The sequence below is a fragment of the Salinispirillum sp. LH 10-3-1 genome, from assembly GCF_030643825.1.
Taxonomy (GTDB): domain Bacteria; phylum Pseudomonadota; class Gammaproteobacteria; order Pseudomonadales; family Natronospirillaceae; genus Salinispirillum.
This window is the reverse complement of record NZ_CP101717.1, coordinates 1,447,442-1,461,108: the sequence shown is the minus strand read 5'-3', so window position 1 is coordinate 1,461,108 and position 13,667 is coordinate 1,447,442. Positions and strand designations below refer to the sequence as shown.

At 51.7% G+C, this 13,667-nt stretch carries 4 protein-coding genes; 2 read left to right on the top strand and 2 right to left on the bottom strand.

The window, feature by feature from the left end:
- Together NFC81_RS06430 and NFC81_RS06425 are read left to right on the top strand one after the other, a co-directional pair.
- A complete protein-coding gene (locus NFC81_RS06430) occupies window positions 1–4,758 on the top strand; it encodes a hypothetical protein (protein WP_304996703.1) in 4,758 nt (1,585 codons plus the stop codon).
- 36 nt (window positions 4,759–4,794) lie between these two features.
- On the top strand, window positions 4,795–10,425 hold the full coding sequence (locus tag NFC81_RS06425) for a cadherin-like domain-containing protein (protein ID WP_304996702.1): 5,631 nt from the start codon (window positions 4,795–4,797) through the stop codon (window positions 10,423–10,425).
- An 83-nt stretch (window positions 10,426–10,508) separates the two neighbouring features.
- Here the strand turns inward: NFC81_RS06425 and NFC81_RS06420 are convergent, their stop codons facing one another.
- The gene (locus NFC81_RS06420; protein ID WP_304996701.1) at window positions 10,509–12,191 is read right to left on the bottom strand and encodes a hypothetical protein; all 1,683 of its coding nucleotides are present in this window, start codon (window positions 12,189–12,191) and stop codon (window positions 10,509–10,511) included.
- Between the two features lie 23 nt (window positions 12,192–12,214).
- Window positions 12,215–13,552 (bottom strand): conjugal transfer protein TraF, encoded by a 1,338-nt coding sequence (gene traF, locus NFC81_RS06415; protein ID WP_304996700.1) that lies wholly within the window; start codon window positions 13,550–13,552, stop codon window positions 12,215–12,217.
- Between the last annotated feature and the right edge of the window lie 115 nt (window positions 13,553–13,667).

Genomic DNA, 13,667 nt, shown 5'->3' with positions numbered 1-13,667 from the left:
ATGAATTTTCGACCTCATACAACCCTCAAGTACCTCTTGCTGGCTGCATTATCCACCTTAGCAGCCTGTAACCTAGACAATGAACAAGGCGCTTCGGCTCCGAGCGCGCCTGAAGACACGGCTGTGAGCACCTCTGGCTGGCAAGGGCGGGAGCAAGGCGTCATTGTAGAAGGGATGGACGATAATGAGCCAGTCGGACGCTTTTTGTTCGGCGGTGGCGTCGATTTTGGACCGGATAATTGGCGCTTTCGGATTGAGGCTTTCCACCCCGATGGCATAGAAGAAGTTTACCTGCGAATCGGCAAGATAGACTCCCTGGGGGCCCACCCGGAAGTGCCCTTGTGCACCGCTGGCTGCGGTTTAGACGGCAGTACGACGATACGCGGCTGGGTGTCGGGCATCAGCCCATGGGAATACGACGTGGCCGACGGTGAAGGTCAGTATTTCGCCGAATTACACATTGTCGGCATCGAAGAGCTTGAGCCCAATAGCGATGCATTAGCGGACGCTTCATTTTCGTGGGCACCCGCCACACTCGCTATTGATGAAAGCAGTACCTTTTTAGGCGACGGCGCATTGGCAATAAGCTGGTCAGACTTGGGGCAGAACACCTACTACACGCTGACCATCAACAATCCGGACGACGAAAATATATCCACCATTCATCGTCTGAACAGCAACGCTTACGCTTTTGACCCCGCGACGCATCCGAACCCTGATTTCGCGCCTGATTATACCAGTTTTCCGGCGTTGCGCGTTTCGGTTGAGGCGGTCAACGCCAGCGGTGTGATTGCCCAGTCTGACGTCATGACCTTGGAGTACACTGGCGGGGATACAGACCCCCTTGACCCTTCTGACCCCGATTTTGGCGGTGGAGATACCAACGACGCATCCAGTTTGTGCCTCTTCATGCCTGCGGTGCTCTACGCTGACCAAGCCGATAACCTAACTTGGGACGTTGACCCTTGGAGCTCGCTGGGCGACAGCACAATAAGTATAAACGGGTGGTCGGGTGCTTTAAGTGCGTCACTGAGCGGCACTGAGCTGAGCTTTTCCGCTCCCGAACCCGGCCTCTACGGAGAATTGGACTTCACCGTATCAGATTCTGAAAACAACGACCTGTCGTACGGCCCTTACAGCTTGGAAATCAAACCCGCTTACAGCACTGACGCGGTGACGGCGGCCTCTTCCGACACGTTTGAACATTATCTTAGTCGCGCCGACGCCTTTGGCCGGCAATGGTTGATAGGTGACGACCCTGTCAATACTTCACGCCTCGTGTTGATTCGCCTGACAGAACAGGGCGTTGCTGATGGAACCTTTGGCACCGCTGGGCGCAAAGAAATCGATTTGCGTGGGTTTACCAGCTTCCCTACCGCAATGGACGTAGACAACACTCGCATTATCGCAGTAACGGCAAAGCCGTTGGGGGCCGACTGGTTAATTGGCGGCTATGTGGAACTCTACGATGCCAATTCGATTATTGTAGGGCATTCAGCCTTCTTAATGCGCGTTGACAGCAATGGCGATCCGGTCACCGAGTTTGCCGACAATGGCTTGTGGTATTTTGAAGAATCCGGCCTGCATTTAGAGGTGGGGGCCATTTTGGTAAACGGCCCCGATGAAATACTGGTGGCTCTGAATACTCTAGATTGGGCAAGTGGCACTCTTCGTTCTGAGCAAACTCGTATACTGAAACTGGATAAGTGGGCTGAGGCACCTGATTTCGATCTGGGGGTGTTGATTGATCTTAACTCTGCGCTCAATTTACGCGTTCGCGCCATTGCCCCAGTGCCGAAGAATTCGGAGAGTTTTGTGCTGGCGGGTCTAGGGTGGAATGGCACTGCTTCGTTAATTTCCAGTGCCCGTGTCATTTTTAACGGTTCTGAGTGGGCGTTTGACGGTGATTATTCAGCATCTACTTACACACATTACAGCACTACGACAAGCATCCCTACGGTAACGGACAGCTTGATTACACCGCAGGGTTATCTGTGGCTAACAGGTAAACAAGATACTGATGACCCCAACAGCCAGCTAACTTTTGCCGTTGCACTATCGTTGACAGGGGTTGCTTCCGAATCTGCAATATTACAAAACATGGGTTTTGGCATCACTCAGCCGATTGGCTTAATGCAAGGCACTGATGAAGACGTCCTATTGACTGTGGCCAATTCCCCGTTTGGCAGCTACGAACTAACATCCTACGTATTTAACAATCCGCTAGACCTCAATAATCCGCTGAACTTCAATCTGGACATGGGCTCGGGCAACTATGAAACGGACGTTCGTGGTGCCGTCGCGCCAGGCAATCGCATTTTGATGTCTTATCGCTTAAGTTCGGCGCAATCTGTCCGCCGAGTTGCGCGCTACTTACCCTATGCTTTAGACAATAATCAGGGGCTAGAAGAACCTGAGTGCGGAGTAGTCGCTCTGCGAGAGTCTAATCAAACTCAAGACGACATGTACCCGCCGCTCGCACTGCAGAGTAGCTTTCGCGTGAACACGGACGACTATGTTGTGCTGAGCGACGAGAGTGCATCTCCCCGGCTTCGGCTCGCCAGATTAATCGATGGCAAGCGCTGGGATCTGTCAGGTTCCGAAGCGCTGACGAATTCATTGATGGCAGGCAGCTCCAGCGGCGCTTACGACGTTGTTTATCATCCAGAATCAAATGCATTGCTCGCCAGTGTATTCAGTAATTTCCTTTTTGATGACGATGGCTTAGGTTCAAATTATACCAGCGGTGTGGTCAGCCTAAATCTGTCCGACGGGCAGGTGACGCCCCTCTTTGGTACCGCTGAGATTGCTGACTTCATTGTGCTGATGCCTGACGGTACGGGTAACACGCCCATTAGCCTATACGCAAATTCAGCTTCTGAACTGATTATTCGCTCTGAGCTCGAACAGTTCGTCGAAAATGAAAGTTTGAGCGGTTCTTTACGCTTTGCTCATGTGGATAACGACGGCTACCTATGGCTGGTGTTGAGCAAGCTCGACGGTGACTCTACTTTCGTGCAAATACAGCGTCGCAACCCGATATCGCACCCCACAGACCCATTAGCTGTAGCATGGGATGAGACGCTACCCCTGCCCGCTTCACTTACTGACAATGAGCTACCTCTGGGCTTTACGCTGGATGACGAGAACCGTGGTTTGCTTCTCTCTTCAGACTCCCCCGACGGTCCATTGATCGTTCGTCGTATTCTCAGTAATACCGGCGCTGTAGACGGCAGCTTCGCCACAGGCGGCACCTTTGCGGTAAACGAAGATTGGTTCAATACCTTGCCCTCGCGCAGTGGCCGTATGGCTCAAGGTTTGGTGGTCGACGGCATGGGTCGCGCGTACTTCCCTGCTGCTTTTTTCAATGGCGATGACAACATTAATGCTGTTTTCCGGCTAACGGATGAAGGCATTTTGGACAATGGTTTCGGGGTTGGTGGCCGTGTCGAACTGCCGTCGCTTGGGTTCAATGCCATAGGCTCGTTTGCCGGAGTCAAACTTGGCACATTGGATGAAATTCAGGCGTTGTGGGAAATTGGCGGTCGGTACGAAATAGTACAACTGACGCCTGAAGGTCATGTTGACAGATTTTTCGGCAATGGCGGCATGGTGCGCATTGGCAGTTGGCCGGATGAGATCGCTATGCAACTGGGCACTGATGCCAGTGGTCGCATGTTTCCGTTGATGAGGCAGCAAGATTTTTCCGAAGTAAGCAGTGTTTACTGGGGGCTTCGAGCTACCGGAGCACGCATTCAAGATTTTGGTAATTTGACCATCGATCCGTTGCGCGACTTGGGCAGCGTCAACTTAAGTGGAATAGAAGCCTCTGGGCTGCAGCCTACCGGTCAGAACACGCTGATTTTATCGGCCTCCGAGTATAGCTTTGATGTCGGGGAATTTAGCCAGCTGTACGAGCACGACTTGGCATTGCCAGGCGAAGATGGCAACCCAACGGTCCTTTCAGCACCATGGCCTGGGCCAGCCGACGCAGAATTTGACGTTTCGTTACACACACCGTTTGTCGACGACGCTGCTTTACTGGGAGGCTATTTCTACAGCGCAACAACCAACGATTCCAGTTACTTCATAGCTCGAATCAACCGGCGTGGTGAATTTCTAAGTCTTCCATTCGGCCCAGAAAGCCCTGATATCGTGTTCGTTTTTAATGAGCCTGGCTCATACTATGATTTGATGCAGCTGCAATACGATGGTTCGGGCGTCATCTACGCCTTGGTCGATGAATTCGATGACTTGACTGGCACTAGCTCCCCAGCCGTACTCCGATTTAACGCGGAGAACCCAGAAGGCGAGCCCTTTTACAGCCACGCCAGCGGCGATGGCACTGCCATAACGGTTGATAATGAAGGACGGCTGATCGTGGCGATTTCTGAGCCACTTGGTCCATTGGCTGCCGAAGCAAACCTGATTCGTCTTGACGCAATGGGCGAGGTAGACTCATCTTGGACATTCACCACCACTGGTGATAACACCCCAGAAAGGATTTGGCGCTTGCTGCCCGTTGGCGACGCTTTGTTTATCGGTGGTGCCAACAGCAATGGTGAACCCTTCATTTCCCGTATAAACAGCACCGGTTCAACGACGCACCAATGGTCGGGTTCACAATTGGTCACTACGGATGCCGGTTTCGTTGTCGATTTTTCGTTGGACCCTCGCGGACATTTGAACGTTTTGCAGTCGGCGTTCAAAGATGGGCAGTGGCAAACGGTGATCAGCCGAATACCTGCAGCTTACTGATATGGGCCATCTTAATGGTATTGTGATGGGCGTTTCATGGCTAATACATTAAGAGTAATCACACTCATCCTTGCTGCCCTTTTGGCTTTGGCAGGATGCACGCCAGCCTCTGATAACCTAGAGGCGTCGGGCGACGGTGCTACCGGTGCGCTGGTGCTGACAGAGTCGCCGCGCAATTTTTCTCTGACAGACCCAGACGAGAATCTGGGGTTGTCCGGGGCTTTCTTGTATGTTGATGCCGACGAAAATAATGCCACGACCAACAATTGGCGCTTCCGCATACAGGCGGCCTCTGAGTCGTTGCTGATTGCGCAACTGTATCTGGATATTCTGGATGCTGACGAGCTCTCTGTCGGTACTTTTTCCCTGTGTGCCAATAGTTGCGGCGCCAACCTTGTTACCGGCTGGGTGTCCGGCCTAGACCCACGCACGCTCAATTTGCCTGAAGGCGAAGCCTTTACTGTCAACCTAGTGGTTAAGAACACTGAAGATCAGGCGCAGGTTGTGGCGACGGTAGATCTGACTTGGGAACCGCTTACCATTGAATTGAGTGCATCCTCTTTCAGTGGCAGTACGTTGACCGTTGGGTGGGAGGAACTGGCAGGCATACAGCACTATCGGTTGTATGTTGTTGCAGGCCATTATCCAGACCGGCAATCCGCGCAATCGGCGAGCGCTGACCGCTGGTTTTTTACCGTCTCGGATGGCCTTGAGGCTGTAGTCGATCTGTCGACATCTGAGTTTACGTTCTGGGTTACGGGCCTGAACAGCAGCGGCGAAGTTGCTCACAGCTCGGTCAGTCAGATCGGACTACCAGCCCCTGAACTGACCATCAACCCGATTGTGGTGAACGCTCAAGGCTATCTATCCCTCACGGTAAATGGCACTACCAATCTACAAGCCGACGACATCGAATCGCTGACGGTTCGGCTGTTCCCCGACACTGTGAATGAGATCTCTGGGGCTTTCATGGTGATTACTTCGGACTTCGCGTGGGCAGCCAGCTTACTTGAATGGCCCCTGCCCAGCGACGACTTCTATGAAGACGCTTTAGAGGTCACCCTAGTGACTATCTATGGGGTCACTCTGGTAGAGTTTCAGGATATATGGGTGGATACCACGCCACCCAGTGTGACCCTTGATACCACGTGGGTATCCGATACTAGCTCCTTTATTGAGGGCTCCGTAAGCAAGTTATCAACCATTGAGCTGACCCTAACGGAAGTAGACGGCCCTGGTGCGCATATGCTTTCAGATATGCTCAACGGCTCTTGGTCTTTTGACGTTACACCACTTGACCTCGCCCTTGGTGATTGGAACGCCCAAGTAATGGCAACCGATGCCGTAGGTAATAGCACCAGCGAAGACGGTACCATTACAGTCTATGGGTCGCCATTGCCGGTCGACAATAGTTATTCTTGGCTTTGGGACGGATTCTCGGACATCGAGATACCCGCTGCCCAAGGTGTTCTGGCCAACGATACCGACCCTCAAGGCCTGGCTTTAACCGTTTCGGGGCATGTGATCACTCAAGGCAGTGGCACCTTGTCTTTAAACTCTGACGGTTCATTTGCCTACAGCCCTGCCAGTACAGACAACATGGTCATGGTGACTTACACCGTCAACAATGGGTTTGCAACGGCCGACGCCACCTTATCTATAGATATTCGTCGTATTAATGATGAGTCAGCTCAGGCTTGTCTGTTTGTCCCCTCGCAAGTGGTCGCAGACCGCTCAACAGCGTGGTCTGTAGTCCCTGCTAGTTTAACGGCTAATGGTGCTCAACTATCCGTGACCAACTCAGGTGGGTTAAGCCTGTTGTTGTCCGACAATATAGCGACAATAAACAACCCAAGCGCGGCGAATTACACCGGTATTGAATTCGAAGTAAACTATGGTGATGGTCGCGTTGAGCCCTTTGGCCCCTACAATATAACGGCGAAACCTGCGTTTAACGCCACTGCAGCCGTGCCCGAATTCAGTATTGCAAACACTGAAAATATTGACCTTGTTGTGCCCGATAGCCGAGGCGGGATTTTGGCTTTTGGCCCTGCTACAACACCTGCGCAAGCGGATATTGCTGAGCTATACATTGCACGTTTGGATGCTTTTGGCGTAAGTGACAGCAGTTTTGGTAACGATGGTATAGCGCTCATACCCTTTGGTAATTCCTCGCTTTCTGGACGCACCGTAACGCGTGCTGAGCCACGTGTTCAAGTAGTACAGCCGATAGGCAATGATTGGTTGGTCGGCGGCTATGTTGAATTTGAAGACGAGGCTCAGAGTATCACGTGGCTCGCAGCTTTTATGTTCCGTATGACGCCTGACGGCTCGCTGAGCCATCGCTTTAACACAGAAGTCTCGACCGATGTTTTTGTGCCTTGGCTGAATGAGAGCACGGGGGATGACAAGGAAATTGGCGCGATCACTGTTAAAAACCCCAACGAAGTTTTGGTTGCTCGTAATAGGGTTACACGCGAAGTAGACGGTGACGTGGTTCGATTACGGCCAGCCAGTTTTTCGATTACCCAGACCACAACCGATACAGTACCTGACTTTGATAACCCGTTGTTTTCTGGCAGCAACCAACGTGTGCGTATTATGGCGCCGGTGCCTGGTGGCACCCAAATCATGGTGGTATCACAAGAATTCAGTACTGCCGCAGACCAATTAGCCATCGTCCGCTATTCAACCGAGTCTTCATGGCAAGTAGACAACGACTTGGCACCTTCCGGTAAAATAATCCCATTGTCGGGTTCTTCGGGTGACCCACTCACTCCCATATCGCATTACCCGAACATAGAACACCATGTCATTACCGAGGCCGGACTTCTCTGGTTCTCTGGTATGGCGGACACGGAGGGTACGAACCGGAAAAAATACCATGTGGGTATTGACCTGAATCGCAATGAAAATAACTCTCCCGCAGGGTTCTATGGCGTGAATGCGCCAACCGCAGCAACTGAGCATCGTGCTATGGGCTTGCTGCACGGACGAAATAACGAGGTCTACGAACTTTACTCACGCAACACGAGCGTGTACTTCAGGCGTTTCCTTGAGGACGGTTCGTTAGACCCCGATTTCGGTGGTCCGAGCAATACCGAAAAAACCATAACAGGATTCCCTAACACTCAGGCTTTGCTCGCCAGCGTGCGTTCTGTGGGCAATCCTGTTGGTAAGCGCTTTTTGGCCTTGCACAACCACCCATCTGAAGCGGGTGCACGGCGTCCACAAGTCGTTTACCCCTATGCAATAGATGAGTTTCCCGCGCTGAACAATGGATGCATTCAGGAGCGTTATAACGACTCGACAGATTCTTTCCGCAGTTTTGCCGGTGCAGTATGGAAAGATAACTCGCTGTATGTAGGGTTCACGGAAGGTGGCTGGCATATTGCACAATTAGAAGCGGGTGAGCGATGGGTGCGTGGCAAGGGGCGTGGCAGTCTCTTCAGTGAGATATCTGTGTTGGGTGGCGATGCGATAGATGCCATCTTGCCTGATTCTTTCGGGGGAGTGATTGTTGCGGGCTATAGCGACGGTGATTATGTGATTAAGCGTATAACCCAGCAAGGCGAGCTAGATGCATCATTTGGGACTAAAACTATTAGCGGTAACTCATGGTGGTTAAGGTCGATTGATGACGGGAATGGGTTTGTCATTGCTGGTTTCAGCAGTGACCTAGTACTAGACCGCTATGCCCTGTCACCAGCCGGCAATGGGGAGGTCAGCGCCACCAGTATGGACTGGGCCATATCTACCGATGAATTCTCCTCTTATGTCATGGGGTTGGAAGTCGACAGCAATGACAATATTTATGTGCTACTAGAGGCCAGCAACGACGTTCTGCTGAAGTTCAATAATACCGGCACTTTGGACTCTACGTTTGGTACGGCAGGCAAAGTTGTACTACCGTCTTCCGCAAACTCTGATTTATTCGTAAAAGCCATGAGCCTTGTTACCCTAAATGGCCAAGAACATTTGTACATTTATAGCAACGGCATCGATATCGATGATGGGCATGAGGTGGTTATTTCCAAGATTGCTCTCACTGGAGCCGACCCTGGCGCGCTCGACCTATCGTTTGGAATTTCCGGTTCCGTCGTACTCGAGGGCTACTCCTACGCCAGCGAAGATTACTCTCGGGATAACCGATGGATTGAGTCGAATGAAGATAATGCCCTATTTGTTGCATTGAGTGTCATGCCGGCTTACGACCCGCAAAATCCTTTTGCTGAACCTGTTGCTGTTGCCGTTGCTCAATTGGATTCCGATGGCAACTTAGTACCTAGTTGGGGTAATCAAGGCATTGCCCCCATGTCAGATCGGGCTCAGGGCGCTAACAGCATCTTGTCAATGGTATTTCAAGGTGGTTCGCTTTATACCGTTTGGGAGAGTTCACAAAGCTTTGGGGTAACGGCGCTACTTCCAAACGGCTTCGTGGATACCACCAAAACCAATGCAGGCACGACGGTTTTTGGTGGCGTTTTTGGCGATGAGGCCACCAGTATCGCAGTGACGCCCAGTGGCCAAATGTATTTGGCAGCAGACTGGTTGAGCTACATCGAGTCTCCTGTACGAAGCGCGGTGTTGTGGGGCTTAGACTATAACGGCAATGCGATAACTGGATTTGGCTGTGTTGAGAACTGTGCGCCGCGCGATTTTGGCACCGCAGCAATGCAGAACGTGTTAGCTCAGCGTTTGATACCCACAGAGCGCAACCAACTTCTGTTATTTGTGAATGGCGACAACATTATTGGCAACGATAATAATCGCGTTGAGATGGGACAATTTTTCTTGGAAGATGTTAATGGCCTCAATGCAGGGAATGATGCGCCCAATTCCATCTCTGAATTTAGTGTTCTGCTGAATGCTAGCTCTGGCGACACCAGTGAAATTCATTCCGTATCGCCTTTTGTGAATGATAGGCTTTTGGTGTCGGTCACCAAGCATGGTGGTTTCGGGCCAGAGCATTTTATCATTGGCTTTAATCGCGAAGGTGACGTTGTGCCGCTGCCCTATGAAGGTGCACAGGCAGCGAATTATTGGCCTCTAAATCCTGGAAATTTTGCCAACGGTCAGCCTCAATTCCCTGTTTACTCTCTGGAAGACGGCCAAGGTGATATATGGGTCGCGATGCAACAAACCTCTCCTGATGTTTTTTGGTGGGTCGGCAAGTACGAGCAGTTCGAGACAGACAGTCCGAACTGGACCATTGCCCCTGCATCGAATAACCACGTGCATGCTGTGCAACTGGCAACCGACGCCACTGGACATGTGTTTGTGCTTGACGAGCGAGTAGATAACAAGAGCGCACGTATTGTAAGGCTGGACTCCGATGGCGATTTAACGACGAACTGGGGCGAAGACCAGGCGGGTTATTGGGGGTGGGTGTCGAGTGATGTGTATGAACCATCCGTCATGCGGATTGCACCGGATGGCGGCGTGTTTATTGGAGGGCACACGGACGGCAGTTCGCCTATTTTAGTGCGCTTAAATGCTTCGGGTATTGAGACTCACCGCTGGACGGGCAACCAGCTTACTCATGCTGATGCAGCCCGAGTGGCTGATGTCGCCATTGATGAATACGGTCACGCTACTGTGCTACTAGACAGTTTCGCCAACGGCGGATGGCGTCCACAGTTTGTTAGAATACCGATGGTTTATTAGATCGTTAGCGGCCAATGTGTGCGGTGCTGACAAACAAAAAAGGCGACCATCTGGTCGCCTTTCTTTTTTAACCGATCATGAAATCACGTATCGGATGGAAACAACATATTGTGGATACTTTGACAACCGGCATTACTGATTGGCGAACCAGCCCCCCTTCCACCTGGACCATAATCAGCTAACGTAGCCGTTAATTCCGGGTCCAGTATCATGGTTTCGTTGAAGTTTCTGGCTTCTTCACCGTCGTGGTTGATGCGGTATAAAACGTCACTTGTTGAGTCACTTGGGTCACGCAAGCCGCCGTAGACCAATTGACCATCGCGCAAAAAGCGATTCCACTGCAATTCGATGGCAATGCGGGCACGGCTAAGCTGGTCCCAACTGCCGAATACGAACTGCTTGTTCAGATTGAAGCCCGTATCGTTTTCCGCCTCGTCATCAAATTCTACGTTAAAGCATGCCCATATTTGCCCGGTTCCCGGTTGACCTGCGTAATCGGTAAACAACATCGCCATATAGGTGTTGTCTACATCGATATCATCGGTGTCACCACTGTCTGAGTTGGGATCTACCCTAAACACTCGCCAGGTGTTGCCGCCCCACACTTCACCTTCGGGAAGCCCTTGCAGTCGCGCACCGTTTTTGGCCGCTGCGAAGTCAGCACCCGTCAAGCTCTGAGATTTAATGGCATTGGTGAAACTTTGCACATCGAGATCATCATCTGCGCCCAACGTAGCAAACTGGTCTGCGATGTTCTGAGCGACTGCTGTAGTGAATTCCTGAACTCGCACAGCGGCATCAGCATCATTGTCAACCGCAGCTCGACGCGCAAGCTGGAAGGCAATCTCGGCGGTACGAACAAGCGACGAGACTTTGGCTTTGGCATCATCAGTATCCGCAATAACAGCATCCTCAATGGCTTTAAGAGCCGTGCGGACTGCGCGCGCACTGTCTTTAGCTACCTGGAGCCGAGCCGCATCAACATTGCTCAATTGCTCATCGAGGAAATTATCGAGTTCGGCGGGATCGTCCAAAAGCCCCGGCACTTCTGCAATGCGTTTGGCAATTTCTGCTGCAATGGCTGTCTGGCGTTGGGCGGTGGTTTGGTTGCTGCCTTCACTGCCTTTTACGCTGTTTATTAAATTCTGCAGAGAGACAACGGTAACGGCATTCGCTAAGAGGCGACGCTGTTCAGAGGTGCTAGCTTCAGAAAAATCCTGCGTCAACACTTCGCTCTCAGTTGCGCCAGAACCGGCTATGGCGTCTAGAATTTGGGCTCGGTCATTTGATGAGTCAACAGCGTTCAACAGCGTACTGATCGGTGAGATGCGTTTCATGGTGTCACCATTGGTATTGCTGGCGTCTGCTAGAGTGGTACCCAATACCATGGCGGCCTTTAAGCGTTCACCCGTAGAAACATCAATACCACCGGTAATCATAATCTGTGCTTGATTGTTGTTGCTAGAATATTCCAAGCAATGGCGATAGCTCAGACTGGTACTGGGCAAAGCACAATAATCTCTGTTGGTTCTAGGGTTGAAACTGAAGAACCCTTCGCTATCTGTGCGAGCGGACGGCTCAATAGCAGAGTCCCATTTTCCATTGCCATTACGATCCACCCACACCAGGCCGTTAGCGATGCGACCATCGACCGCTTGACCGTTCATGTTTTGTGCTTGGCTTTTGCCGCCATCTTGTTCGGCATTACAAGCAACTAATGTCACTGCCGCGATGGCCAAAGGTAGCGTTTTAATGAATGCTTTCATTGGTTAATTCCTTAATCGACTGATCAGAACGATACGTTCAGAGCTACGTTGGTTTTGAACCCGCGCAGGGCATTAAGTTGGTCCACCGAGTCATCAGAAAACACGTCGCTGAAGTTTGCGGTTACGGACTGGTCAATCTGCAACACGTTGAAAAAGCTCAGGCCCAAAGCCCAGGTGGTGGGTTCCCAATCCTGCAGGTCTTTGCCAAACCCGATCCGAGCTCGCGGCCAATACCACTCGGTGGGCTGAAAGAGCACCGCTAAACCGAAGTTCTGGCTGCGGTCACCGAAGAGATCCGTACCGGGCACCAAGTCCAGAGAGCCGCCGAAGGCGATGTTGTTGTTCAGCAACTGATAGCCGGCATCCACTGTCACCCGAGGTGCCATTACGTGCTCCTCCGAAGCGCTGATTTTACCGCTGGAGGTAAAGTAGTCGGCATGGTAGCAGCCGTTCTGCTCCTGCTCGGTGGGAAGTTGTGCACAATTCACACCAATGGTGTTATACCGGATTTTAGGCGCGTTGAGGTTTGCCACCGCAAGGCCGACGTGAGCATCTGTCCATTGCAGCATGACGCCAAGGTCGAGACCAAAGGCAGCACTCAGGTCTCCGTCGGCCAAGCCTTCTAAGGCATCATCTTGAATCATCTGAAAATACGCGTCGATGTCCCCGTCTTCACTGGTGGCTTCTGAAATAAGCTCTGATAGCGGGTACAGCTGCTTATGCAAGTTGGCCATGATCAAGTTGCCACGACCGCCCACAATCAACTCGGCGCCGCGAACATTAAAATTCGGTATCGGTTGCGCATAACCGGCACTGAAGTTCCAGGCACGCCCGGTTTTCATGTACAACGACGAAGCGGTGGACAGGAATTCAGACGCTTCAAAGTCAGAATCAGAGTCTGAAATGGTGTCTTCATCAATATTGAATTCAACCTTGCTGTGCAGAATGCTTGCACGCCCTCCACTCAGCAACGAGACACCGATGGTCAACGGGCCGTCCAGCCAAGGTGTGTTCAATTGCAGAGGAAGCAAAGGCAAGGAAAAAAGTACGCCAGGGGTAGCGGAAAATTGGCCTTGCAGTCGCTCAATACCGACATCCAATGTGGCTTCAAGGTCGTCGATCGCGTCGAGTACAAGATTCACATCGGAGTCGTCGTTATTTTCGTCTTGGAATTCATCCAGTCGCGTTTGGAATCTGTCGACACTGTCGCCAACGTCATCACCCAGCTGCAACAATGAACCCAAACCACGAATTTCAAGACCACCGGTCACATCCAATAATTGAAAACGTGCGGTATTGGTGTTGATGTAGGTCGCGGCAGGGTTGTAGTAACCGGAACTGCTTAGTTTGGCATTAGACATCCCACCAGCGGTGGTTGCGGGCCCTCCGGGGAGGTAGTGAGGATTAGATGCTAAAGCTTGTCCACATAAAACAGCGGCGGAAAGACCGCTAACGAGGGCGCGGTGCATACATACA

Coding starts and splice junctions, on each gene's coding strand:
- NFC81_RS06430 (WP_304996703.1), top strand. CDS start 1: ATGAATTTTCGACCTCATACAACCCTCAAGTACCTCTTGCTGGCTGCA.
- NFC81_RS06420 (WP_304996701.1), bottom strand. CDS start 12,191: ATGAAAGCATTCATTAAAACGCTACCTTTGGCCATCGCGGCAGTGACA.
- traF (WP_304996700.1), bottom strand. CDS start 13,552: ATGTCTAATGCCAAACTAAGCAGTTCCGGTTACTACAACCCTGCCGCG.
- NFC81_RS06425 (WP_304996702.1), top strand. CDS start 4,795: ATGGCTAATACATTAAGAGTAATCACACTCATCCTTGCTGCCCTTTTG.